Source organism: Bordetella genomosp. 10 (genome assembly GCF_002261225.1).
In the GTDB taxonomy this organism is placed as follows: Bacteria; Pseudomonadota; Gammaproteobacteria; order Burkholderiales; family Burkholderiaceae_B; genus Bordetella_C.
In genome coordinates this window covers 409,588-433,823 of record NZ_NEVM01000005.1, presented here as the reverse complement: position 1 = coordinate 433,823, position 24,236 = coordinate 409,588, and the positions used below count along the sequence as shown (strand labels likewise).

General features: G+C 62.2%; 26 protein-coding genes. 18 read left to right on the top strand and 8 right to left on the bottom strand.

Annotation, left to right across the window (positions count from 1 at the left end):
* Positions 1 to 103: 103 nt before the first annotated feature.
* From CAL29_RS18235 to radC, 4 genes are all read left to right on the top strand, one after another.
* The gene (locus CAL29_RS18235) at positions 104 to 421 is read left to right on the top strand and encodes a helix-turn-helix domain-containing protein (RefSeq protein ID WP_094854480.1); all 318 of its coding nucleotides are present in this window, start codon (positions 104 to 106) and stop codon (positions 419 to 421) included.
* Entirely contained in the window at positions 414 to 1,445 is a 1,032-nt protein-coding gene (locus CAL29_RS18230) for an AAA family ATPase (protein WP_094854479.1), read from the top strand. The genes CAL29_RS18235 and CAL29_RS18230 overlap by 8 nt, the downstream gene beginning before the upstream one ends.
* A gap of 64 nt (positions 1,446 to 1,509) precedes the next feature.
* On the top strand, positions 1,510 to 3,936 hold the full coding sequence (locus tag CAL29_RS18225; RefSeq protein ID WP_218831876.1) for a S8 family peptidase: 2,427 nt from the start codon (positions 1,510 to 1,512) through the stop codon (positions 3,934 to 3,936).
* A gap of 328 nt (positions 3,937 to 4,264) precedes the next feature.
* Entirely contained in the window at positions 4,265 to 4,771 is a 507-nt protein-coding gene (radC, locus tag CAL29_RS18220; protein WP_094854477.1) for a RadC family protein, read from the top strand.
* Positions 4,772 to 4,878: 107 nt separating this feature from the next.
* On the opposite strand, the gene CAL29_RS18215 is transcribed toward radC, so the two are convergent.
* The 5 genes from CAL29_RS18215 to CAL29_RS18195 all read right to left on the bottom strand — a co-directional run bounded on the left by CAL29_RS18215 (position 4,879) and on the right by CAL29_RS18195 (position 9,474).
* The gene (locus CAL29_RS18215) at positions 4,879 to 5,997 is read right to left on the bottom strand and encodes a hypothetical protein (protein WP_094854476.1); all 1,119 of its coding nucleotides are present in this window, start codon (positions 5,995 to 5,997) and stop codon (positions 4,879 to 4,881) included.
* Between the two features lie 237 nt (positions 5,998 to 6,234).
* Positions 6,235 to 7,281, bottom strand: a complete 1,047-nt coding sequence (locus tag CAL29_RS18210) for a PIN domain-containing protein (protein ID WP_218831875.1) — start codon at positions 7,279 to 7,281, stop codon at positions 6,235 to 6,237.
* 44 nt (positions 7,282 to 7,325) lie between these two features.
* Positions 7,326 to 8,150: a hypothetical protein gene (locus CAL29_RS18205; RefSeq protein WP_143277697.1), complete on the bottom strand. Its 825-nt coding sequence runs from the start codon at positions 8,148 to 8,150 to the stop codon at positions 7,326 to 7,328.
* The gene (locus CAL29_RS18200; protein ID WP_094854474.1) at positions 8,131 to 9,117 is read right to left on the bottom strand and encodes a hypothetical protein; all 987 of its coding nucleotides are present in this window, start codon (positions 9,115 to 9,117) and stop codon (positions 8,131 to 8,133) included. Before CAL29_RS18200 ends, CAL29_RS18205 begins: the two co-directional genes overlap by 20 nt.
* Before the next feature lie 66 nt (positions 9,118 to 9,183).
* Positions 9,184 to 9,474 (bottom strand): helix-turn-helix domain-containing protein, encoded by a 291-nt coding sequence (locus CAL29_RS18195; RefSeq protein WP_094854473.1) that lies wholly within the window; start codon positions 9,472 to 9,474, stop codon positions 9,184 to 9,186.
* Between the two features lie 92 nt (positions 9,475 to 9,566).
* Here CAL29_RS18195 and CAL29_RS18190 point away from each other — a divergent pair, with 92 nt between their 5' ends.
* From CAL29_RS18190 to CAL29_RS18140, 9 genes are all read left to right on the top strand, one after another.
* The gene (locus CAL29_RS18190) at positions 9,567 to 9,914 is read left to right on the top strand and encodes a DUF2958 domain-containing protein (protein WP_094854472.1); all 348 of its coding nucleotides are present in this window, start codon (positions 9,567 to 9,569) and stop codon (positions 9,912 to 9,914) included.
* Between the two features lie 339 nt (positions 9,915 to 10,253).
* The gene (locus CAL29_RS18185; RefSeq protein WP_094854471.1) at positions 10,254 to 11,024 is read left to right on the top strand and encodes a DUF2285 domain-containing protein; all 771 of its coding nucleotides are present in this window, start codon (positions 10,254 to 10,256) and stop codon (positions 11,022 to 11,024) included.
* A 121-nt stretch (positions 11,025 to 11,145) separates the two neighbouring features.
* Positions 11,146 to 11,430, top strand: a complete 285-nt coding sequence (locus CAL29_RS18180; RefSeq protein WP_057684238.1) for a helix-turn-helix transcriptional regulator — start codon at positions 11,146 to 11,148, stop codon at positions 11,428 to 11,430.
* Positions 11,431 to 11,456: 26 nt separating this feature from the next.
* Positions 11,457 to 12,314: a replication initiator protein A gene (locus CAL29_RS18175; RefSeq protein WP_094856735.1), complete on the top strand. Its 858-nt coding sequence runs from the start codon at positions 11,457 to 11,459 to the stop codon at positions 12,312 to 12,314.
* 253 nt (positions 12,315 to 12,567) lie between these two features.
* The gene (gene parA / locus CAL29_RS18165; RefSeq protein ID WP_094854469.1) at positions 12,568 to 13,206 is read left to right on the top strand and encodes a ParA family partition ATPase; all 639 of its coding nucleotides are present in this window, start codon (positions 12,568 to 12,570) and stop codon (positions 13,204 to 13,206) included.
* Positions 13,203 to 13,490, top strand: coding sequence for a chromosome partitioning protein ParB (locus CAL29_RS18160; protein WP_094856734.1), 288 nt, complete (start codon positions 13,203 to 13,205; stop codon positions 13,488 to 13,490). Before parA ends, CAL29_RS18160 begins: the two co-directional genes overlap by 4 nt.
* The gene (locus CAL29_RS18155; protein WP_094854468.1) at positions 13,487 to 14,032 is read left to right on the top strand and encodes a DUF2840 domain-containing protein; all 546 of its coding nucleotides are present in this window, start codon (positions 13,487 to 13,489) and stop codon (positions 14,030 to 14,032) included. The genes CAL29_RS18160 and CAL29_RS18155 overlap by 4 nt, the downstream gene beginning before the upstream one ends.
* Positions 14,029 to 14,628 carry a S26 family signal peptidase gene (locus tag CAL29_RS18150; RefSeq protein WP_094854467.1) on the top strand — a complete coding sequence of 200 codons (600 nt, stop codon included), beginning with the start codon at positions 14,029 to 14,031 and terminating at the stop codon, positions 14,626 to 14,628. Before CAL29_RS18155 ends, CAL29_RS18150 begins: the two co-directional genes overlap by 4 nt.
* A gap of 436 nt (positions 14,629 to 15,064) precedes the next feature.
* Complete coding sequence (locus tag CAL29_RS18140) at positions 15,065 to 17,047, top strand: relaxase/mobilization nuclease domain-containing protein (RefSeq protein ID WP_094854465.1); 1,983 nt, start codon at positions 15,065 to 15,067, stop codon at positions 17,045 to 17,047.
* A gap of 45 nt (positions 17,048 to 17,092) precedes the next feature.
* Here CAL29_RS18140 and CAL29_RS18135 read toward each other — a convergent pair whose 3' ends face one another.
* Positions 17,093 to 17,818, bottom strand: a complete 726-nt coding sequence (locus CAL29_RS18135; RefSeq protein ID WP_094856733.1) for a sulfite exporter TauE/SafE family protein — start codon at positions 17,816 to 17,818, stop codon at positions 17,093 to 17,095.
* Between the two features lie 11 nt (positions 17,819 to 17,829).
* A complete protein-coding gene (locus tag CAL29_RS18130) occupies positions 17,830 to 18,726 on the bottom strand; it encodes an oxidoreductase (protein ID WP_094854464.1) in 897 nt (298 codons plus the stop codon).
* Between the two features lie 75 nt (positions 18,727 to 18,801).
* Between CAL29_RS18130 and CAL29_RS18125 the strand changes: the two genes are divergently transcribed.
* Both CAL29_RS18125 and CAL29_RS18120 read left to right on the top strand, forming a co-directional pair.
* Complete coding sequence (locus CAL29_RS18125) at positions 18,802 to 19,686, top strand: MurR/RpiR family transcriptional regulator (RefSeq protein ID WP_034008084.1); 885 nt, start codon at positions 18,802 to 18,804, stop codon at positions 19,684 to 19,686.
* Entirely contained in the window at positions 19,686 to 20,546 is an 861-nt protein-coding gene (locus CAL29_RS18120) for an EamA family transporter (protein WP_094854463.1), read from the top strand. Before CAL29_RS18125 ends, CAL29_RS18120 begins: the two co-directional genes overlap by 1 nt.
* 168 nt (positions 20,547 to 20,714) lie before the next feature.
* Here the strand turns inward: CAL29_RS18120 and CAL29_RS18115 are convergent, their stop codons facing one another.
* Positions 20,715 to 21,305 carry a TetR/AcrR family transcriptional regulator gene (locus CAL29_RS18115; protein ID WP_094854462.1) on the bottom strand — a complete coding sequence of 197 codons (591 nt, stop codon included), beginning with the start codon at positions 21,303 to 21,305 and terminating at the stop codon, positions 20,715 to 20,717.
* Between the two features lie 115 nt (positions 21,306 to 21,420).
* Here CAL29_RS18115 and CAL29_RS18110 point away from each other — a divergent pair, with 115 nt between their 5' ends.
* The 3 genes from CAL29_RS18110 to CAL29_RS18100 are packed head-to-tail and all read left to right on the top strand — an operon-like array spanning position 21,421 to position 24,205.
* On the top strand, positions 21,421 to 22,335 hold the full coding sequence (locus CAL29_RS18110) for a ketopantoate reductase family protein (protein ID WP_094854461.1): 915 nt from the start codon (positions 21,421 to 21,423) through the stop codon (positions 22,333 to 22,335).
* A gap of 32 nt (positions 22,336 to 22,367) precedes the next feature.
* Positions 22,368 to 23,228 carry an alpha/beta fold hydrolase gene (locus CAL29_RS18105; protein ID WP_094854460.1) on the top strand — a complete coding sequence of 287 codons (861 nt, stop codon included), beginning with the start codon at positions 22,368 to 22,370 and terminating at the stop codon, positions 23,226 to 23,228.
* On the top strand, positions 23,228 to 24,205 hold the full coding sequence (locus tag CAL29_RS18100; RefSeq protein WP_094854459.1) for a DMT family transporter: 978 nt from the start codon (positions 23,228 to 23,230) through the stop codon (positions 24,203 to 24,205). Before CAL29_RS18105 ends, CAL29_RS18100 begins: the two co-directional genes overlap by 1 nt.
* Positions 24,206 to 24,236: the final 31 nt, after the last annotated feature.

Below are 24,236 nucleotides of genomic sequence, written 5' to 3'. Positions count from 1 at the left end.
AGCGTCGCCAGTGCTCTCTTGTCAGGAAGGGAGGAATGAGGTTCACTGGTGGTAAAATTGATTCATCCTCACGCTTGTCGCAACCCTTGAGAAAGCGAACCTCATGAATGTAGGCCAAGCCATTCGATTGTGCCGGACGCAGCGTGGCGTTTCGCAGAGTGCGATTGCGACCCGGGCAAGTTGCTCAGTGTCATATCTGTCGATGCTTGAGAACAACAAGCGCGATCCGACGCTTTCAACAGTTGCCAAGATCGCCGAGGCATTGCACGTACCTGTCGGTCTACTTTTTGTTTTGGCTGCCGATCAGGATGAACTGGGTGACATTGATGAGCATCTCGCCGATCAGTTGATGCAGTCTGCGCTGGCATCACTGGAGACGTCGGCCAATACGACAGCGCAAGTGGGAGGCCGTTATGGCTAATGCCGAACAACTCAAGGCGTTGGTTAAATCCCATATCGAGCGGGACGATCAGCACTTTTATTCTGTTGCCATGCAGGTCGCCGCCCGTGAAGCTAAGGTGGGCCACGGCAAGCTGGCTCAGGAACTGCGGGACATGATTGATGCGGCCAAGGCTCGCGTGTCGCCTGCTAGTGCGTCGGCTAATCTAGTGCCTCTGGCGCGCCCCCGCGGCGAGTTGGCGAACCTGCTAACGGTGGCCTATCCGAAGAATCGGCTTGTAGACATGGTGCTCGATAACGATGTGGCCGAGCAGCTTGGCCGCATCCTGAAAGAGCAGAAGCATCATTTGCGCATCCGCGAATATGGCCTGACGCCACGACGCAAACTACTGCTGGTGGGGCCGCCCGGCACTGGCAAGACAATGACGGCCTCCGTGCTGGCGGGTGAGCTTGGAATCCCCTTGTTCTCCGTGAGGCTCGATGCCCTCATCACCAAGTTCATGGGAGAAACGGCCGCCAAGCTGCGTCAGATATTCGACGCCATCAGTGAGGTTCGCGGCGTTTACTTCTTTGACGAGTTCGATGCTATTGGCTCGCAGCGAGGACTCGCAAACGACGTAGGTGAGATTAGGCGGGTGCTCAACAGCTTTCTACAAATGATCGAGAGCGATCAGTCTCACAGCCTGATCCTTGCTGCGACCAACCATGTGGAGATACTTGACTACGCGCTTTTCCGTCGATTCGATAACGTGATCGAGTACCGGCTACCGAGCGGGCCACAAGCCGCCAAGCTGCTGCAGGCGCGGCTAGGGAAGTTTGCACCCAAGCCCTTTCCTCTGAAAGCTCTCACCGCGAAGGCGGAGGGGTTGAGCTACGCGGAAATCAGGCGCGCCGTGGACGAGTCCATTAAGGAAGCTGTGATGCACGACGAGGACCGCGTGGTGTCTGAGGCGCTGGCGCGGGCCTTTGAGGAACGCCGGAAATTCAGCATCAGAATGAACGATAAGAAGGCTGTGCAGAACCATGCCGGATCAACCGCAAGCTAAGCGTCCACACCTCATTCTTCGAAACACATCACGAGCAGTTGAATTCACGGCGAAGTCTTCGCCCGTGAAGCAGAAGGACATTCCAGTTCAGCCCAGACAGCAGCATGCAGCTTCCCTTCAAGGGCAGATCGAGGACTTGAAGCCTGCAGCAGCCGAGGCCGTGCGCGTCCAACAGGAACTGCAACTGGAAAGCGGGCTTGGCCTGCAAATTCAGTTCATCAGCCAGCCAGATGTGGTGCTGGCGTTTGAGAGTCTGGCCAATGCGACCAAGAAGATCGAGCTCCTGAGCGTCCGCGAAGAGGGCAACCGCACGCTCGCCAACATCTTCGTCCCGGATGGAGGGCTCGCACACTTCGAACAATATGTCGCGGACTACCTGGCGGAGAAGAAGGGCAACAAGAATCAGGCGCTTGATCATCGAAAGCTGCTCGACGCTATCGAATCCATCCGGGCAGCAGAGATAAGGGCGTTGTGGACCGATGCGCCCGAACTGCTGCCGGCTGATCCCGTCACGGCTTTTTGGTGGGAAGTGTGGCTACCGGTTCGAGGTGCAGGGCAGCGGCAAGCCGTGGTGGAAGATTTCAAGAAGCTCGCCCGCCTGGCAGATTGTGTGGTCAGTGACGAGCAGGCGAACTTCCCTGAACGCACGGTGCTGCTGATGTATGGCTCGCAACAGCAACTCTCGCGCTCGGTGATGACCTTGAACTGCGTGGCCGAGCTTCGCTATGCCAAAGAGACCGCCGAATTCTTCGACGGCATGGAGGTGGAAGAACAGCGCCAATGGGCGGACGATCTGCTGCGGCGTGCGCTGTTGCAACCCGCAGACGATGCCCCCCGGGTCTGCCTGCTGGATTCGGGCGTGACTCGCGCGCATCCACTGCTGGAGCCCTTGATGGACGCGACGGACTTGCACACCGTGGAGCCGGCATGGGGCGTGGATGACCAAGCGGATCACGGCACAGGACTGGCCGGTCTGGCAGCTTATGGTGACCTCACCGATGCCCTGTCTTCTGCGGACTCGATCAGCGTCCCGCATCGGCTGGAGTCGGTCAAGCTGTTGCCTGCGGAAGGTGCCAACGAAGGCGATGCGCGGCACCACGCCTACCTATTCGCGGAAGGCGTCGCCCGCCCCGAGATCTCTGCGCCAGCTCGCACCCGCGTGTTCACTTCTGCCGTGACGGCTTCGGACTATCGGGACAGGGGCCGGCCTTCTTCATGGTCGGCTGCTGTTGATGGCCTTGCGGCGGATGCGGATGGTGCCGGCGAGAACTCGCGTCTGTTCGTGCTCTCCGCCGGCAACAATCGTGATGCCAATGCGTGGACAACATATCCCGACTGCCTGGCCACCAACCTTGTGCATGATCCAGGGCAGGCATGGAATGCCATCACCGTGGGCGCTTGCACCGATAAGATCGACACACAGGGGCATCCGTCATTGAATCCGATTGCCGGAGTGGGTGGGCTAAGCCCGTTTACCACCACGACACAAACCTGGGATCGCGCTTGGCCGCTCAAGCCTGATGTTGTGCTGGAAGGCGGCAACGCGGCTAAGGATGATCTTGGTGCATCTTGGATGACCAGTTTGAGCCTGCTGACCGCCCACAATCAGCCGCAGGCACGCTTGTTCACCACCAGCAATGCTACCAGCGCTGCCTCCGCACTGTGTGCCGGCATGGCGGCCCGGATCATGGCTGCCTATCCACATCTTCGGGCGGAGACGGTGCGCGCATTGCTCGTTCATTCGGCGCAATGGAGCGATGCCATGCGTGCGATGTTTTTGCCGACTGCTCCAAACAAAGATCACTTCGTCAATTTGGTCCGTCACTGCGGTTGGGGTACGCCGGACCTGGACCGCGCACTGTGGAGCGCGAGCGATTCCTTGACGCTGGTGGTTGAAGATTTGGTGCATCCATATGCAAAGATTCAGGGCAAAGGGGTCGTCACCCGCGATATGAACCTGCATTCCTTGCCATGGCCGAAGGACGAGTTGGAGGCATTGCAAGACACGCCCGTGGAGATGCGTGTCACGCTGTCGTACTTCGTCGAGCCCAATCCTTCGGCACGGGGCGTCGCGTCGAAGTATCACTACCCTTCGCATCGTTTGCGTTTCGATGTGCAGCGCGCGCTGGATGCTTCTACCGATCACTTCATTGCACGGCTGAATGCCGCCGCTCAACGTGAAGACGAGAGTGATGGCGATCCGGTCAATCCTTCCGATCCGAACTGGCTACTGGGCGGCCAGAGGCGGCATCGTGGCTCGTTGCATCAGGATGTGTGGAAAGGCACCGCCGCTGAACTGGCCAGCCGTGGCTTTATCGCGGTCTACCCGTCTGCTGGCTGGTGGCGGACACGGCCTGCGCTGGAACGCTATGCGTTGCCAGCGCGATACAGCCTCGTGGTCTCGATCCGGACGCCACAGACGGACGTGGACCTCTATACCGCCGTCGCCCAGAAACTCCCCGTGGCCAACGTCGTTGCCGTGGAAACATAAGGCGCGTCCCGGCGTGCCGCCGTCGGGTTCGCGGGCTGCGCCCCGCGCTTCGTGCCGAATCGCGGCCATTCGGCGCTGACCCCTGACGCCTTCGGCCCGGGTTGTTAATCCGGGCCTGCGCGCTCCGCTTGTCCAAAGGCAGCCCTGTGCGTTAGCGGGTGTGGGCGGTCTTGCTGTCCCTTTCACCGTATCACGGCGTTCTCGCCGTGCAAGGACTGCGCGTGCTCGCACGCTTGCTGCCGTGGCCGGCTGCGCTCCTGTGACGGCTTGCGCTGCGCCGTGAGGTGCCGGTTCCGGGCAATTCCGCCCGAGCAACCGGAGCACGATCATATCGCAACTGTCCCTCTCTCTCGATACGCCGCTGATGGTGCGCGATGGCCGCGGGCGCTATCGGCCGGCGGACGCCGACCAGATTCTGGAAGCCGCGCGCCAGGTCATCGAACAGAAGATGCAGCGCGGCGAGGCTTTCACTTCGCCGGCGGCGGTCAAGAACTACCTGCGCGCCAAGCTGGCCGGCTTCGAGCACGAAGTCTTCGCGGTGCTGTTCATGGACACGCGCCATCGGTTGATCGACTACGTGGAGATGTTCCACGGCACGATCGATTCGGCCGAGGTGCATCCGCGCGAGGTGGTCAAGCAGGCGCTGCGGCTCAACGCGGCGGCGGTCATCGTCAGCCACAACCATCCGAGCGGGAACCCGGAGCCGAGCGGCGCCGACCGGGTACTGACCCAGCAGCTCAAGCAGGCGTTGGCGCTGATGGACGTTCGCATGCTGGATCACGTCATCGTCGCAGGTGCCGATGCTACGTCGTTTGCAGAGCGTGGTCTGCTCTGACTTTGGGGGCTTCGGCCCCTTTTTGCTACGCCTAGAGCGTGTTATGAACTACTGGCAGAAGCCTGCGGTCGTGCGGCATTGAAAAGCTTGGTACAGCACTTGGGAGATCAGGCTATTCGTGCGTAGGTTTTTCCATCCAAGACTCGTTTCACTTGGTCCACGTCTTTCGCCCCGATGCGCACGTAAATTTCCTCGGGTGTGTGGTCTTTGGCGAGCTCGCGTATTGCCTTGACTTGGACCACGGATAAGCGCCCGTCCCGCCCGCAAATTTGCGCTATCGCCCAGTCGTTGTCCTTCCACTTTTCGGTGACCCATGGCGCCGGTAATCCCAAGCGGGGATGGTCATTTAGCCACTTGTGCAGAATCTTGTCGCGGTCATCGGGCAGAGGAACGACGCCTTTCGAAAGCAATCCGTTTTCGCGCAGGTAGCGCAGGCCGCTCTTTCCGCCCGGCACCATGTTGAGCCGGCGTTCGTCATCCCAATGCCCTTCTACCAAGAACTCTTCCGCCTCGTAGAGCTGCTCCAGATCGTCGGTGATAGCCATCACCTTGTGGTGCACATACGTGAGACGCCCACCCTCTTGCTCTTCTCGAAATCGGCGATGGAAAAGCAATGGACTGCCCGTCTCAATCGCACGGCGGTGCTCGGACCAGCGCTTTTGCCAGCTACGGGTGGACACACCCACATAAAAGGACCCGTCGTCGGGGTACGACCCACCAGCGCCGAAGATGTGCTGGTAGAGGACGTATGCGCGTTCGGGGTAGTGCTTGGGCGCTAGCAGGAAGTGCGCGGGCACCGAAAATACGAGGCTAGGACTCCTGATGGCGCTTTCGTCAATCTGCGTAGCTCCGCGCATGGCAGCAGCCAAGTACGCGGGGTCAGTAACGATTTCCACCGAAATCGTAGGCTGGATAGCTAACTCGCCTTCACCCAGGGCGCCGAGACCGTACTCTGGCTTGCGGTCCACCGTTCTGTGCCCATCCATGAGCTTCCGGAACGGAGATATGAAGCCCGGCCGGTCGCCCATGAAAATCATGCGCACCACCGGTATCACTTGGCCTGGCTTGAGCCTAAATACGCCGTGGGGATTCGCAGCTACCCGCGCCCATTCCCGCCCGTAGTCGGATGACCGCACGAAGTCTTCAAGCAGCTGCTCAACCTCGCGCCGCCGTGCAATCATCGACTTCGGCGCCAGATGCTCCCACCAAGCCTTGTTTAGCTTCATCGCGTCAACGCCTATCCTTCAAAAGCCGGCCGACCAAGCCCATCGTTGGCGTGCCGTTTGAGAGCCAAGCTTGTACGTCCGTGGTTCCTACTTTCAAACCAGCGCCCAATGCGGTATCGCCTTGCGGGGCATCCCCGCACTCTAGTCTCGCTGCTATTTCGGCGCTCAAAGTTCAGAACACGCTCTAGTTCTGTTATCTGACTACGCCCAATGTTTTGTCGTTTCAATGAAACGACATTATGTGTCGAGCATGTCCCAATCGTCGCCTAACATCCACCGGATGGCAGACAGCTTGCCATTTATCATTCCCCACTCAAAATCATCCCACGGGCCAATTTCGTCCGGGCCAAGTTCATCCTCGGTTCGCTTGGCTGATGCAAGAGCTACTTCCCAGACGGTATCGATGGTCACATCATTCCGTTTCTTAGAGGGCATCTGCTCCCACTCCTCACGGCTGACGAGCCTGTGCTTGCTGCGTTCTATGGCAGTGCGCAGATTCCAATGCCGGTTGTACCAGACCTGCTTGAAAAGCCTGTGTTCGGCCTCTAGCAGTTCGGATAGTTTGCGTGGCTCTTGACCAAATTCTCGCTCAAACTTTACTTCGTCCAGCAGGTCTTCGGCGAATTCACCCAATAGTGGGCCAAGGTTCGTCGCATAGCGGGAACCGCTGTTATCGAACAGTGCAGCTAGGTCGGGGTGCGGCAAACGTGTGTCACCGCTGCGATCGCTGAAGTCGTGAGTGTTATGGGTCACAAAGCCGTACACGTCGTCTGTGCTGGACTTGGCCGCAATCACATCAATGTAGGTCTCGATGAGGATTGCATCATCTATCCCATTGCGTTGACGATGAAACGGCGCAATCTTTGCGATGGCTCGATCTGCGGCCCGTGCTTTAATAGTATCGATCAGTGCGATATGAGTCGCTGATGAGAACATTTTTTCTATGATCTCGACCGCATCGTTCACTGCCTCGCCCCCAACGACAATTCGATGATCAACTTCATTCAATCTTTGAATCGCGGCATCGCGTCCATCTTGGGGCGCGAACTTTAGCATCGCTTCGCGCACTAGCCTGAAATGGCTTGAAAGGCTGCGTTTGCTTTCCGAGATGACTCGCTCCTTGTTGCGGTTGAATTCCTCTACCACGATTTCTGGGAGCACTATTTCAAGCTCGCCAGCCTCTTTCATGGCGACCAGCGCATCAAGAAGCGGAAACTGCCGATAGTCTTTGGCCAAATCCAGCCAAACGCATGTATCTATTAACAGGTGCAGTTTCAAGGACATCTCCAGACCGTGCAATGGGTAACTATTATTACGCGGCGCGGTGACTATTCGAGGATCGTTCCGCCGCCTCGCTCCCAGACCATCGCCCAGAACTGCTGGCCCCAGTCGGTTTGACGTCCATCGAGATAGCGCGACTTGCCCAATGCCAAGCCAAGTCGTGCGATCAGGGCGGCGAATTCCGCATCGGCGGGGTTTGCCGCCGCCCAAGTTCGCCCGAGTACGTAGGAAAGCAGGGCGTGAAACAGGGTGATGCGAGTGGCCTTTTGCGCATCGTAGGCGTGCGGGCGCATCTCAATGATGGCATGCGAGTCGGCGTCGGGTTGGCCTGCGTCGTGGAAGCGAAGAAGACGTAGCTGCCATTGCGCAAGAGCGCGACCATAGTGAGCATAGGGCTGAACCGCGCCAGCGAACTCACGCATGAAGGTGGACCAAGGCTCGCTCCAAAGGCCCACCCCATAACCGTGCCAAACATTCGCTTGCAGCCATGCCCGCAGCTTGCCGGGTGTCAGTTCATCGGCATCCCACTTAAGCAGCGTTGCTTCGACATCGGGATGCCTGCATATCCCCAACTCGATGATGCTGATGGCCTCTACGCATTGCCGCGTCAACGCAAGGGCATTGGCGTGCATTCCGTCGCGATTGGCCTGATTTGCCAGCAACAGGGTATCCAGTACGAACCAGTGCGCCAGCATTGGAGCCGATTTCACCTGTGGCACCATTGCATTAGCGGTGACGGCGCTACCGACGCGCTCCATCACCTTCGGCGTGGCGTCTTCGGCGATCGTGAACCATTCCGGCACTGGGCGGGACATGTGATCGTTCTTCTCGGTCGGCTGCTCGGACCCTCTGCTAGAACGGGATGTCGTCATCGAGTTGATCCACAGTCCTCTCGGGAGGTAGTGCTCCCTTCGGCAGCGGTAGATTCGTAACGATGAACAGGTTGAGGATGTCATCCCTATCCATGAACAAAATCTGCGAACGTTTAGCAGCGTCAAGCTTGTTTCCAAGCCAGTTCCTTGCCTGTTTCGTTATTTCGCTACCGGCGACGATAAAGGCATGATCGACCAGCACGCGACGGTTCAGCTCTGGGTCGAATATCTCGTGCCCGAGCATCATGTTTGCCTGGTTGTGTATCTCGGCGACATTGGCGGAGCCATCCTTCCCGACGCCTGATGAGTCCAGCTTTCCCCTCTTCGCTTGGATGCCAAAGTAAAGAACATGAAGGGTCGGCAGGGTATATTTCATCCACACGTCCTTGCCAAACTCCAACGCCTTGTCTTTGTGACCTGCTGCCGTGATGCGGTGAAATCCGAGCTGACGAAACAGTGGCAGTAGCACTTCCTCGATCAATTCATCTTCGGAGCACTTGTTCAAATAGGCAGTGAGTTGCTCCCGACGCTCGACTTCCGCTGGAGTCAGAGGGCGATGCGGGTTTGCCATCTGCGCAACGGTGTTCGTGGCAATGTGGCGAAGCTGCCCGATGCCATGCTCATCGTAGAACGCCTCCCAACCTTCGCGCGCTAGTACGATGTTCAACGTGGAAAGTGCCTTGCTTCGCTCGGGGTCACCGTCTTGCGCGTCGCCTTTATCGAGGGTGGCACGGATGATTCGGATGAAGGCGTCTGGCGGAACCGATGGGCTGGGATGTGGTAGTGACAACACTTCTTCCAGCCTGCTTGCAACCCATGCCCATCGGGTTGAACCGTCATGGACGTAATCTAGGTCGCAATCCTGGAAAAATTCAGTGATGTAACTGCTGGAGCGATAACGAAAATTGTCAGTGTCGCCGCACACAATGTGGGCGAGTTCTCTAAGGTTCCTGCTTTTCCATTTCATTTGCACGTCCAGGCTAGTCCGTCACTTTCTTGGGATGGCGCTGGACGTTCATTCCTGGCCAATCGTTTATTCAGAGCCATCTTGACCAATCTCTTTCAGCTCCTGCCGCACCTGCGCCAGAAGCTGCTCGGCCTTGCGCGTGCTGTTGCCGGCATAGGCCAGCGTCAGCAACGTGAGCGGATGCACCTCCATCACTTCGCACAGCTCGGCCAGCTTGCTGATGGTCGGGCTTTTCAGATCGCGCTCCAACGTACTCATATAGGTGCGGCTGGACACGTCGGAGAACGCTTCCTGGCTCAAGCCACGCGCTTTCCTGACAGTCTTCAACGCCTGCGCCAATGAGTACCTCGCCGCCACCTATGGTTTGCGTGGGCTTGCGCCTTCGTGCATGTACGCGAAGGTGCCGATGCGCTTTGGCGGCTCCGTGCATCCGAGTGGGAAAGGCTGCCATGAACCCGCTCATCACCGAAGAGCAACGCGCGCGGCTGCTCGCCAACGGCGAGGCGCGCGCCATTGGCCGGTGCATCGACCCGTTCCCGGTGGTGCGCCTGTTCACCCCCGACGCGCATGTGACCTGGCTGCTGGCATCGCTCGATCCTGCGGATGGCGACACCTGTTGGGGACTGATCGACCTCGGCATCGGGATGCCCGACCTGGGCACGGTGCAGCTATCGGCCCTGGCATCCATCGTCGGGCCGCACAAACAGCCGGTAATGCGGGATCGCTATTTCCAGGCGGTGCGCCCGCTGTCGGAGTACGTCCGGCTGGCGCAGGAGAACGGTTCGATCACGGATTGACCGGAACCCTTCGGCGCGGCCGGGGCGCATTGTGACTATTTCAGTCTCACTCAAGACCCGACACGTCTGAACCCGCACTCTTGCACCGAAGCGGTGCGACCGTGCTGCAAACAGTCATGGTCTTTGGCGCGGGCTGCGGCACGGTATCCGATGCTGCCCGTCGATTTCCGGCGGCGTAGCCGTCGCATTCAGACGAGTTTCGCAATGCACCGGAGCCAATCAGTCTTGACACCTACCGTTACAGCCTACCCGACAACGATGACGCTTTGATGTTGAGGCAATAGCTCCCGCACGCGAAAACCGTGGCGACGTTCCTGCTGACCGTCAGGAGGCATCGTCATGGCCGAGCCGAGCATTGAACACTGGTATCCGACCGCCGCGTATCTCTACGTCCTGCATCTGGACGGCCCGGCGCTGGCCTGGGAATACCTGCGCCGCAATCCCGACTACCGCCGCGACTGGCTGCGCCGTCGCCGCCGGCCGGACGCGGCGCAGGCGTGGGGCCTGCGCCTGCTGGAAGACCCGGCCCTGGATGCGCGCGACGCACATCCGGCCTGGTTTCCCGACCATGACGCCGTGGTGCAGCTTTATCCCGATGCCGACCCACCGCCCGAAGCCTACGCCTTCGAGTTCTGGCGCGTGCCTGGCCGCAAGCAACTGATCCACGACGGCAAGCGCCTGGTGCTGGTATCGCACTGGCCCGGCTGCTGCCTGCGGCTTGCGCTCGGGCCGGGCCTGGAAGACGGCATGGCCTACCTCTACGCCATCCGTGCCTGCGCCACGCCCTGCGCGCGCTATCGCACGCTCGCGGCCGAGCTGGATGCCCTGGCCGTGGCGACGGATGCCGCGCCCGCGGCGGCGGCCCGCTCCCGGCCCACGCCCGCCGCACTGCTGGAGTTGCACACCTTGCAGGCGCTCGACGCGACCCTGGCGGGCGCGTCCTTGCGCAAGGTGGCCGAAGGGCTGTTCGGCGCCGATGCCGTCGCGGCCGACTGGCACGCCGACAGCGCCTTGCGCGCCCGCGTGCGCCGGCTGGTGCGCCGGTGCGAGGGATTGATGCGCGGCGGCTACCGCCGCCTGGCGCAACTTCCGATGCCGCCGTTGCAGTAAGGGGGGGACGTTTCGCGGCCCCTGCAATTCGTCCCTGAGCAGAAAGCCTTGCTTTCTTGAGACTGCTTCCATCCGGCCGCGCTGGTGCCGCCGGCCTTATCGACCGATGGAGGTTCATCCCATGCGACCCGCTCCCTTGCGGCCCGCCGCCGCTGCCGTCACTGCGCCCTCGCAGCCCCAACGCTACCTGACCAATGACGAAGCCGCCGAATACCTGCGCCTGTCGCCGCGCACGCTGGAGAAACAGCGCGTGATCGGCGGCGGCCCGAAGTTCCGCAAGTTCGGCCGGCGCGTCATGTACGCCGTGGCCGACCTCGACGCCTGGGCCGATGCGCGCAGTTTCGATGCCACGTCCGACCCGGAGTACGCCGAGCGCCACGCGGGTGACTACCGTGATCGCCGCTGATCGCTGGTTCGCCGGTGGCCGCCGTCATGTCCAGTCCCGCGATGCCGTACCGGCAGCGGCCGGTGCAGGAGCGCGAACAGCTCGACCTGTTCCGCGCCTTGCCGGGCGACATGGCACCGCGCGACAGTCAGGACTTGATGGCCTATCCGTTCTTCTCGCTGGCGAAGTCCAAGCGGGTCAAGCCCATCGACTTCCGCGCCGGCAACGTCACGATCCGCGTGGAAGGCACGGCCGAGCACGGCATCGCCACGATCTGGGACGCGGACGTGCTGATCTGGGCGGCCTCGCAGATCGTGGAGGCGAAGGACGCCGGCCTGCGGCCTTCCCGGCTGATGCAGGCCACGCCTTACGAGATCCTGCGCTTCATCGGGCGCGGCAAGTCGCTGCGCGACTACCAGCGCCTCAAAGCGGCCCTGGATCGCCTGCAATCGACCACGGTGGCCACGTCCATCCGCGAGACGACCGGGCGGCGCCTGCACCGCTTTTCGTGGATCAACGAATGGAAGGAACTGGCCGATGCCAGCGGCACGCCGCTGGGCATCGAACTGATCCTGCCGGACTGGTTCTATGCCGGCGTGCTCGACGCCGCCCTGGTGCTGACCATCGATCCGGCGTATTTCCGGCTGACGGGGGGCATCGAGCGGTGGCTGTACCGCCTGGTACGCAAGCACGGCGGTCGGCAGGAACACGGCTGGCAGTTCGACTTCCGTTACCTGCACCAGAAATCCGGCAGCACCGCCAAGCCCTACGACTTCGCCTGCGACCTGCGCGCGCTCGCCGCGCGGCAATCGCTGCCCGGCTACGTCCTGGGCATCGAGCGGATGCCGGACAACGGCGCCGAACTACTGACCTTCCGGCCCGTGCCGCCCACGGCACGGGGATAACTCCGGGAAAGCCTGTGAACAGTGTCGTGCTATCAGGCGTGCGGGGTATCGTGCTATCAGGCGTGGGACTATCGTGCTATCAGGCGTGCCGATCGGCCGCAAACCCGCGCCAGCACTGGGTTTCCGCGCCCTCTAACTTCCCTAACTCAAATTCTCTAACTTGTAGTAGGGAAACGCCGCTGCGGTGGACAACCGCCGCGCGGCCACAGACGCAGCAGCAACAGCCGGGCTTTCCAGCAGGGAGGGCCAGGCCATGATCGTCGCACTGCTCAACCAGAAAGGCGGCGTCGGCAAGACCACGCTCGCCACGCACATCGCCGGCGAGCTGGCGCTGCGCGGCCAGCATGTCCTGCTGCTGGACGCCGATCCGCAAGGTTCATCGCTGGACTGGACACAGCGCCAGAGCCAGCAGGGCTTGCCACGGCTGTTCAGCACCGTGGGCCTTGCTCGCGAAACGCTGCATCAGGAAGCCCCAGAGCTGGCAAGCCGCACCGATCACGTCATCATCGACGGCCCGCCGCGCATCGCCGCCTTGGCGCGCTCCGCGCTGCTGGCGGCCGAGCGTGTGCTGATTCCTGTGCAGCCCAGCCCGTATGACCTTTGGGCCAGCGCCGAGATGGTGGCGCTGATCCGCGAGGCGCAGGTGTTCCGGCCTGCGCTGCGCGCGGCCTTCGTCATCAATCGGCGCGTCAGTACCACCATCATCGGCAGGGAAGCACGGCAATCGCTGGCCGAACAGCCGCTGCCGGCGCTGCGCAGCGAAGTGCGCCAGCGCATCGTCTTCGCCGACAGCGTGGCCGCTGGCCGACTCGCCCGCGAGACGGCGCCCGACAGCGCTGCCGCACGCGAGATCGCCGCGCTGGTCGATGAACTGCTGCGGTGGCCGACATGAGCAGCGGCAACAGCACACGCAACGGCGCGCGCACAGCCAAGCGCGTCGGCATCGGCGCACGTCCGCCCGCGAATCCGCACGCCGAGGCGTGGATTCGCCAGGGCGACGCCGACAGCATCCAGAAAGGCGACCTCTACACGGCCCGCCTCACGCTCGACATCACGCCCGCCATGCGCGCGCGCATCAAAGTGTCGGCCTTCACGCGAGGCGTGACCGTGGCCGACCTGCTGCGCGGGCTGCTGGAGCGGAAGTTTCCCGAGCACCGCAGGGAGAACACGCCATGACGGCATCCGCAATGCCTGCCACGAACGCGGCATCGGCTGCGCCGCTACCTGCGCTGTCGGCACCCGACGGACAGGCCAGCAACGTGCCGCTGACCCGCGTTTCGCTGGCCTACATCGAACTACGCTTCAAGCTCCACCTGCGCTTCGGCGAACCCGCGCACACGCTGCGGCTCGACCGCTGGCGACGCTACGCGGTGTTCCTGCCGGGCGCGATGCTCTGCCGCATCCGCTGGCAGGCCAACGACTACGGCACGATCCGCTGGCAGCTCATGGTGATGCAGGCTTGCACGCCACTGGACGCCATGCAGCGCATTCCCGGCGTGCAGCCGGGCGCGCGCCTGCTGCTGCATGCCGAAGGCGATGCCAACGTGCGCGCCGTGCTGGAACGCATCGACGCCATCGAGGCGCTGGGCATCGCCGCCGTCGACGTGTCGCCCGCGTACTGGCGCACGCTGGGCAACCGTCTGGCGGCGCGCCTTGCGCTTCCCGAATACACCGCCGAGCGGCACGCGGCCTGGCAGGCCGGGAGGGCGCTGCCATGACCGCTGATTCCACCACCGCACGCACACCCGAAATCGCGCCACGTCCTCGCTCGCGCCTGCGCACTCGCATCGTCGTGGCGACACTGGCCGCCATCGGCTTTGCTGCGCTAGCCTGGGCGGCTTTCGTGTCGCCGCTGCCGCGCCTGACCTACAACCCGTCCGACAGCGTGGCGGTCGGCTGGTATCGCATCGCCCCGTTCGACCCGCGCACCGCCCCGCTGCCACGTCCGTTGTCCGTGGACAGCATCGTGCTGGTGCCGCTGCCGGCCACGGCCGCCGCGCTCGCTGCGCAGCGCGGCTACCTGCCGACCCGCGTGCCGCTGCTCAAACGTGTGGGCGCAGTCCCGCCGCAACACGTCTGCATCGTCGCCGGTCAGGTACGCATCGACGACGTGCCGGTGGCCGCCGTGCTGCCTGCCGACCGGATCGGCCGGCCTCTGCCATCCTTGCAGCTTTGCCGCCACCTCGAACCGGGCGAGCTGTTCCTGTTGAGCGTGACCAATCCGGCGTCGTTCGACAGCCGCTATTTCGGCCCGGTCAGCGCATCCACCGTGATCGGCATCGCGCATCCGGTGTGGCTGGAGCGACGCCCATGATGGCCGCCGACTCGCTGCACGTTGCCGTGCATCTTGTCGTGCCATCGGGCATGCCGATCCCATGGCTTTCCGCATGTCGTCGCACGTGCAGTGCGAGCGCATCCGCGCCGCACTTCGCGCTGCCTTCCCATGTGCAGGCGTCTTGCCTCGAACGCGCCCGGCCTGCGGCCATTGGCGCGTTCGCCGGCGCGCTGGCTGCAAGCAGCGCAGCGCCGCCGGGCCGCCGACGCCCGGAGCGACAGCGAGGGGCAAAGGCGGAAGGCAAGACAAAAGGACGCGGCACTGGGCCGCGTCGAAAACCAGTCTGCACATGGGGGTGGCGCGGCACGGAGCGGCTTCGCCGCCGTGCCGTGTTCGGCGCGAAGGTCGCGCCAATGCAGGCATGTCCGCGTGCTTCGCACGACAGGACACGCCAGAGCTTGCAGGGAGCGCAGCCATGACCGACCGCCACGACGACGACTTCCGCGTGCGCCCCAGCGCCCCCAAAAACCGGGGCAAGGGCCAAGGGCAGAGCTTCGTTTCCAAGGTGCTCAAGCAGACAGGCAAGGCCAGCGGCGGCAAGTCCTCGATGCGACATTCCGCCGCCGGTGGCAACGTCGCACGCCCCGGTTCGCGGCTTGGGCGCGGCCATACGGCGGCACGCTTCGCAGGGGCGAAGCTCACGCCCATGTCGCGGCGCGTGACCATCAAGACCCTGCTGGTCAATCACCAGCGAGCCAGTCCGCAATCGCTCGTCAAGCACCTGCGCTACATCGAGCGCGACGGCGCGGGCCGCGATGGCGAACCGGGCCGCGCCTACGGGCCGCAGGCCGATGAGGCCGACCTCGACGCCTTCAAAGAACGCTGCGCCGACGACCGGCACCACTTTCGTTTCATCGTCTCTCCCGAGGACGGGGCCGAACTGGATGACCTGCGCACTTATACCCGGCATCTGGTGAACCGCATAGAAGCGGACCTGGGCACGCGGCTGGATTGGGTGGCGGTCGATCACTGGAACACCGACAACCCGCACACCCACCTGATCGTGCGCGGGCGCGACGACACCGGCAAAGACCTCATCATCGCGGGTGACTACATCGCCCACGGCTTCCGCCATCGCGCCGCCGAGCTGGCAACCGAATGGCTGGGGCCGCGCACTGAGCTTGAGATCCAGCAGACCTTGGGGCGCGAAGTGGATCAGGAGAGGTGGACTAGCCTGGATCGCACCTTGCAGCGCGAGGCCAGCGACGATGGCCTTGTGTATATGGAACACCTCAACGAACCCCGGCTGCAACGCCAGCGCCTGCTGCTGATCGGCCGTCTGCAGCGCTTGCAGCGCCTGGGCCTGGCCGACGAGACGCAGGTCGGCTCCTGGGCCATCCATGCCGATGCCGAGAAGACCTTGCGCGCCCTGGGCGAACGTGGCGACATCATCCGCACGATGCAGCGGGCCATGAGTGGCCAGCCGCGCGAGCTGGCGGTGTTCGAGCCGGGCGACGACGGCCGCACCATCGTCGGCCGCGTGGCTGCCAAGGGGCTGGCCGACGAGCTGCACGACCGCGGCTATCTGGTCATCGACGGCGTGGACGGGAAGGCCCACTACGTCGCACCGAACGCCCGTGACGAGCTGGCGAACTACCCCACGGGCGCGGTGGTGGAAGTGAAGGGTTCGGCCGACATGCGCGCGGCCGACAAGAACATCGCTGCGCTGGCGAGCGATGGCCTGTACCGCGCCGATCATCACCTGGCCATCGAACAGGGCCGGGCCACGCCCGGACGCGACCCGCAGGAGGTTGTCGCCGCTCATGTCCGGCGGCTGGAAGCCCTGCGCCGGGCCGGCATCGTGGAGCGCGTGGCCGAAGGTCTATGGAAGGTGCCGGACGACCTGGCCGAGCGTGGCCGCCAGTACGACGCGCAGCGCCTGGGTGGCGTGGCCGTAGAGCTGAAATCGCATCTACCCATCGAGCGGCAGGCCCGCATGATCGGAGCCACCTGGCTCGACCAGCAACTGATCGGCGGCGGACGAGGGTTGGGCGACCTGGGCTTTGGTTCCGAAGCGAAGGAAGCCTTGCAGCAGCGCACCGATTTCCTCGAAGAACAGGGGCTAGCTCATCGGCGCGGGCAGCGGGTGATCCTCGCCCGCAACCTGCTGGCGACGCTGCGCAATCGGGAACTGACGCATGCCGCGAGGGACATTGCCGCCGAGACCAGCCTGGAGCATCAACCAGTAGCCGACGGGCAGCGAGTGGCTGGTATTTACCGGCGCTCTATCATGCTTGCCAGCGGGCGCTATGCGATGCTCAATGACGGCAAAGGGTTCAGCCTCGTGCCGTGGAAGCCGATCATCGAACAGCGTCTTGGGCAGCAGCTCGCCGCGACGGTGCGCGGCGGCGGAGTGTCTTGGGAGATCGGACGGCAACGTGGGCCAACTGTTGGTTGAAACGGCGTGAACTTAAGCGAGCGAGTCCACCTTTTCCGCTACCGCTCATCCGTTGAGGGACAGGATCATTCCTGCCGCCCCAGCGACGAGAACCGCATCGATGAGAAGCTCGAATGTGCGCGTTTGGAGTCGCTGGACGAGACGTTTGGCAATCATCGAACCGGCGAGCAATGCGATGCCGATGGCAAGTCCACGTGCGATGACGGGCCGCGTAAGTACGCCTGACACACCAAACGTACCAAGCTTGCCGGCATAGAGCAGGATAGCGCTTGCCGCCTCCGATCCCAGAAATGCACCGCCACTCATTCCGTACCCGGTGAATACCGGCACGCTGAGCGGCCCGGTGGACAGCACGAATCCGGTCAGGAACCCGACAATCGCCCCAGCAAAGCTCATGTGCCAGAGGTTCAGATGGAGGTTCGATCGTCTGATGAGGCGGCGCAGCGGGATCATCGCAAGGAAGAAAGCTGCCAGGAACACGTCCACAGTGGCAGGAGAGATCGTCAGCAGCGTGCGCGCCCCGAGCACAGCCGCAGGAACTCCCGCCAACGAATAGGCAAACACCGGCCGCCAACGGATCTCGTGCCACCAGGCAATCACCCGCCCGATGTTCCCGAACAAGGACGCAATCGCCATAACAGGTACAGCGATCCGTGGCCCGTACAGCGTGACGAGGACGGGCAGCATGATGAGCGACGAGCCGGTGCCGACGACGCCGCTGAGCACGCCAGCACCAAGGGCGAGAAAGAAGAGAAATAACAGCGCGATCATCGACTCTAGGGTCAACCTGGGCCGTCGCTCGCAGCCGCAAGAAGCGGCACCAGGATGTCGCTGATCGGGGTCGGAATGCCGTGAACCTGGCCGCGACGCGCAATGACGCCGTTGCGGATATCCCATTCGAGCGGTCGGTCAGCTTCTCGATCCGTGAGTATGGAGGTGCTCATGTCTGTGGGCGCCGCCCGGAACTTATCGAGGATCTCTTGCGGCACTTCGTCGCCGAGTTCAGCGCCCTCAGCACGTGCCACGGCTAGGCATTCCTGCAAATAAGCTAGCGTAAGCCTGCCGATATCAGCGCGACTGAACATGCCTGAGCGGCGGTGCGTGAGTGCCATGAGTCCAGCCACCGCGTTCTGCATCAGCTTGCGCCAAGCCAGGAAGCTGAAGTTCGCGGCCAAATCTACGGCGCACCGTGTGCCTTGCAGTGTTGCGGCCACTACGCGGGAAGCTGATGTGTCTGGCAGGCTGAGACGCGCTTCGCCACGCAAGCGTACCGAGCCGTCGGATTGCGCCTGCGCAGGGAACCACACGACGGCAGGAACGATTTGCCCGTGTGGCGAGTACGGGCGGACCCTGTCCAACTGTTCGATCCCGTTCTGCAAAACGCACACCACTGTTTCCGGCCCGACCAACACCGCGAGCCATTCTGCTGCCGCCTCGATTTGTGTCGCCTTGACTGCCAAAAAGACAAGATCAGCCGTGTGAGCAATTTGTGTCGGATTCGTCCGAACCGGACCGGGTACGCTGATAAAGCGGTCGCCATCTTGCAGGGTCAGGTGATCGCGGGGGCTACGTCCACACAGCAACGGCGTGCGGCCGACCTCGTGTAGCGCCGCCGCGATCGTAGTGCCAATGGCACCGGGACCGACGACAGCGACGCCAGGGTTGATTTCAGGATTCATGAAAGCGGACTCCTTTAACGGCATCTGCCCACGTGGTGGTTGTGCCCTTCACGTGGCGAAGGTAATATATTACACATGAAAAATGAATTTGGTAATAGCGTTTCAGAGAGCGAGCACCGGTTGCGGCAATGGATCGGCAGCATTCAAGCCCGAAGCGGCGACCTAGCCGCAAGCGAGGCGAAAGTTGTCGATCTCCTCCTCACCGATCCTTTGTTTTTTGGAGCAAGCACGACCGCCGAGGTTGCCGCCCGTGCCGGCGTTTCTCCGCCGACAGTGATCCGCGCTGCGCGTGCGCTCGGGTTCAGCGGGTTTACCGAGCTGAAGATCGAGATCGCGCGTGCTCGCGGCACAGCCCGGTTCTTCGCGCCTCCTGAAGCACTCGCCGAGGATGCGACGTCAGCCTCAGTGCTCGAAACATCCATTCGTGCTGGTACCGATGCACTGACCGCGCTCAGTGGGGCCATCGAACTCTCTGCGCTTGATAAAGCCGTCGGCTTGATCCAGCGCGCGCGCCAGGTGTTTGCCTTCGGTGCTGGACCTTCCTCGACGGTTGCCGCCGATGCGGTCTTCCGTCTGCGTACGATCGGCGTGATGACCGTGGGCATCACGGATCATTTGTCGGCCATGATCGCGGCACGGCTCCTGGGCGCAGAAGACGTCGTCATCGCGGTCAGCTCGACCGGCCGCACGTCTTCAACGCTAGCCGTCGCCGATGCGGCATCCTCGGCTGGCGCCTCGCTGATCGCCGTCACCAATCAGTACGACACGCCCCTGGCGACCCTCGCCGACGTCGCGCTTGTCGTCGGCGGCGTACCACTACCGGCACAGATGGCCGCTGCGGGAAGTCGATTGGCTCAGCTCGTCGTTATCGATGCGTTGGTCGCATCCCTGGCGCTGCGCGATCAAGAGCGGACCCGCTTGGCGGAGCGGGCGGGCATCGATCTTCCCGACATTTCCTGATGCAGCCCGGCACCATCGCAATGGTTCTCGCCGCAGCGGTAGCCCATGCGGTGTGGAACCTGGCGTCGAAGTACAAGCGGGGAGACACTTTACTGTTCGTCTGGGCTTATAGCTGTGCTTCGACGCTGCTGTGGGTCCCGGTCGGTCTCGTTCTTATGGTTCAGGACCAAGGGGCGATCGATTGGCGGCTCGGGGTGGGAGCGGCCGTTTCGGCGGCATTGCACATTGCGTATTCCCTGACCTTGCAGGCTGGCTACGATCGTGCCGAACTCGGGGTGGTTTATCCGATCGCCCGTGGCACAGGGCCGGTGCTGACGATGCTGTTTGCGATTCTTCTTCTGGGGGAGCGGCTCTCCGTCGTCGCGCTTTTCGGCGCGCTCCTCGTCGTCTTAGGCATCCTCGTCGTTACCGGCAACCCTTTTGGAAGCGGAAGCCGCCGCCCGCTCCAGGGGATGTTTTGGGGAGGTGCTACGGGGGCCACCATCGCAAGCTATACCGTCTGGGACAGCTACGCGGTCACGTCGCTGCATTTGGCGCCCGTGAGCTACTACGCTGGCACACTGCTTCTGCAAACCCTGATCCTGACTCCAAGCGCACTGCGCCAGCGGCATCACATTCACACAGCTATCCGTGCTGATGCCGTGCCGATAGTCATAGTGGCCGTATTCTCTCCACTGGCCTACATCCTCGTGCTAACCGCCATGCTGACGGCACCGCTCGCGCTGGTCGCCCCTCTGCGTGAGTCGTCCATCATCATCGGCTCTCTCTTCGCGTACAAGCTCTTCCGTGAGGGTCATCTCGCACGCCGCATAGTCGGAGCGGTGATCGTACTAACAGGGATCGCGGCGATTAGTTTTTGATGTTTTCGACGGCAGCATGAGCAAGGCGTTCTGGGGAGGATTGCGCGTGGGCTGGGATTCGGGTTCCCCGGCACCGCATTGAGCGCCCTACCGGGACATGCCTATCCCTCGATCTTGGTGTGTCGAACTCGCGGCAGCGCACCTACTGCGACTTGGGCCGATGGCTATTCAGGCCTTGAATCCAACCGCCGCGAACGCATGCCGCGTGATCGCCTCCAGCGTGCGCCGGTCGGGCCGGGTCTTGGCCAGGACATTGAGTCCTTGCGTCGTGCAGACGAGAAATACGGCCGCTTCGGCCGCATCGACGTCCCGCGATAGTTCTCCCGCTTGCTTTGCCCGCTCGATCGCACCAGATAAGGCTGTTTCCAGCCTGGCCAGGTGGAGTTGGAAGGCTTCGCTGATCTGCGGATCATTCATGGCGAACTCAACGATCGAGTTCGTCACAAGGCATCCCCAGCGCCGTTTGCCGTCCAGCATCGCTTCGATGAGCGCCGCGTAGTAGTCGGCAATGCCGGCCCGACCGGACGGATTGCTGTTCAGGCGCGCGATCGTCTCTCGCGACATGGACGCCATGTAGCTCTTCAAAGCCTCGATGAAGAGGCCGTGCTTGTCACCGAAGGCGGCGTAGACGCTGCCCGGGTTGAGCCCGGTGACCCGGCAGATCTCCTGCATGCTTGCCCCGTCATAGCCCCGCTCCCAGAAGACGTCCACCGCGCTCTCAAGCACCGCATCGCGGTCAAAGTTTCGTATTCGGCCCATGGCTTATTGATGATCAATCAATCAAGAATTCTCACAATGTACCAAAAATACATTGCTATGGCGACTTGTCGAGTCTAGAATTTTATTGAATTCAAATTCAAGAATGGAGCCGAAAATGAAGGCTGCGATCATGGGAACCGGGGGCACCGGAGGTTACTTCGGAGCCAAGCTGGCCCTCGAAGGCAACGAGGTCAGCTTCATTGCCAGAGGGGCTCACCTGGCTGCCATCAAGTCCCAAGGCCTCACTGTGCACAGTCCGCTTGGGAACATGCATGTCCCCACGCCCAGAGCAACCGACACGCCGTCGGACGTCGGGCTAGTCGATGTCGTTCTGTTCGGTGTCAAGCTCTGGGATACCGAGACGGCCGCTAAAGCGATCAAGCCGCTGATCGGACCCGAAACGATGGTGATCTCGTTCCAGAACGGGGTGATCAAGGACGAATTGCTGAGAGCCACGCTTGGAGAAAAGCCGGTAGCAGGTGGCGTCTGCTACATCGCGGCAACCATCGAGGCTCCGGGCGTCATCGGTCATGCCAACAACTTGCAGAAGCTGGTCTTTGGCGAGTACGGCGGCTATCGCAGCGCGCGTATCGAGCGCTTCCATCGGGCCTACATCCAGTCGGGGATCGACGCCGAGATCAGCGACGACATCACCAGAGTGATCTGGGAGAAATTCGTTTTTCTGGTTGGCCTCTCGGCGACCACCGCGTCCACGCGGCGCCCGATAGGCGTGGTGCGCGGCAACCCGGCCTCCCGCAAGTTGCTCGAAGGCGTCATGCAGGAGGTGGTGGACGTCGGCCGGGCCGAAGGCGTCAACCTCGCCGTCGACTTTGCCGTGGACCGGCTTCGCTTCTGCGACCAACTGCCCGCCGACATGACCGCTTCCATGTTGCGCGACCTGGAACGCGGAAACCGGCTGGAAGTGCAGTGGCTCAGCGGCGACGTCAGCAGCAGAGGTCGACGGCTCGGCGTGCCCACTCCGCGAAATTCTTGCGGTTCATGCGGATGGGGCGCAGTGAGTCATCAGTGAGTGTTTCTGCCCTTTCAACATGAGGAAGTGCCATGGATACCGGAATTCTTGAAAATGGCTTTCTTGACGTGGCCGGTCACCGCATTGCCTACACGTGCCAGGGCCACGGGAGTGCCATCGCCCTTGTTCACGGCATTCCTACGAGCCGCCATCTTTGGCGCAACATCATGCCGCTCCTCGCCGCATCAGGCCATGAAGTGCTTGCGATCGACCTTCTCGGCTATGGCGATTCCGACAAGCCTTCGGACGCGGACCTTGGAATCCACGCGCAATCCGAAATCATCTTTCAGGCGCTTTCGGCCCTGGGGTGGAAGCGCGCGACCATAGTGGGCCACGACATCGGAGGTGGGATTGCCCAGCTCGTGGCCATCGACCATCCCGAAATTCTGGATCGCCTCGTTCTGATCGACTCCATTCTCTATGACTCGTTTCCAGAGCCTGGGATTGCCCGCTTGAAGGAGCCGGGGTGGGACGAAATCCTTGGCGCAGCAGATTTCGATCTGAAGAAGGGCCTGGCGAAAGGCTTTTCACGAGGCATGTTCCATGCCGATCGGGTGACCGCTGAACTGGTCGAGGCCTATGAGCGTCCGTTCCATGGCATTGACGGGAGGCACGCATACCTGCGTGCAGCCCGGGCGTTGAGGACGGAAGAACTTTCCTCGCGCATGGAAGACGTCGAGAAGCTGGCGCTGCCTACGCTCATCGTCTGGGGCAAGCTCGACACATTCCAGCCTATGCACTTCGCAGAGCGCTTGGCCGGGAAGATGCCCAATGCCCAAATCCAGGTATTTGATGAGGCTGGGCATTTCCTGCCAGAGGATGTGCCGGAAGCATTGGCTTCTCATATCGCGGAATTTGCGGAATTTGCAAGCTCCAAAGAGGGGGCACGCTGATGGCACGAAATTTCCACGCTCCTGCATCCAGCCAGGCTGGCTTCCTTGTCACGCTTTTCGCATCGACCTTCTTGATGGGGTCCAGCTTTGTCGCTGGAAAAATTCTGCTGCAGCAGGGCTTCACGCCGATGATCCTGGTCGGGTGGCGCTTCTTTGTCGCGGCCTTGGCGACCTTGCCGCTTGTGCTGGCCGGCGAGCGAAATATTGTGGCCGCGCTCCTGCCAACCAAAGCAGGGCTGCGTGATGTTGCACTGGTGATCCTGATTGGTTTGCTTCAGACGGCCGCCGTCATGGGGCTGCTGTTCTGGGCCATGCAGTTCATCTCCGCATCGACCGCCGCCATCCTGCTTTTCACTAATCCCATCTGGGTTGCTGTCCTGGGTCGCATCTTCCTTGGCGAAAGCCTGCACCGAGCGAGGCTCGTCGGGTTGCTTCTTGGCGTTGTCGGTGTTGCGCTTGCCATTGGTATCAGCCCATCCATGTTTTCTGGCGGGATGACGCTGGCTGGCGAGATCATCGGCATCGTCTCTGCGCTTTGCTGGGCAAGCGCGACGCTCATCAATAAGCGGGCAGCATTGCCGCTCTCATCCTGGGCCTTGAGTTTCTGGCAAATGCTGGTGGGCGCGATCGCCATCTTGGCCATCGCCTATCTCGATGGCGAACAATGGCCGAGCGATGTGACGCGAGAGCAATGGGCTTGGTTTCTCTGGCTCTCCATCCCCGCGTCAACAGGCTCATTTGGCCTCTGGTTCGTGGCGCTGAAAAGAGGTGGAGCAACGAGGAGTAGCGGATTTCTGTTCCTGGCTCCGCTCTTCACGGTCATCCTTGCGTATTTCATCTTGGACACGGCGGTTTCCTGGATGCAGGCTGCGGGAGGAGTACTGATCGGCCTCGCGCTTTGGCTCGTCAACCGGGAACTTCCAGCAAGAAATGATCGGGAAAAAATCGATGAGGTGATCGCGGAAGGCGAACCGTGATGAACAGTTGATTCATCATCGAGTGCATGAA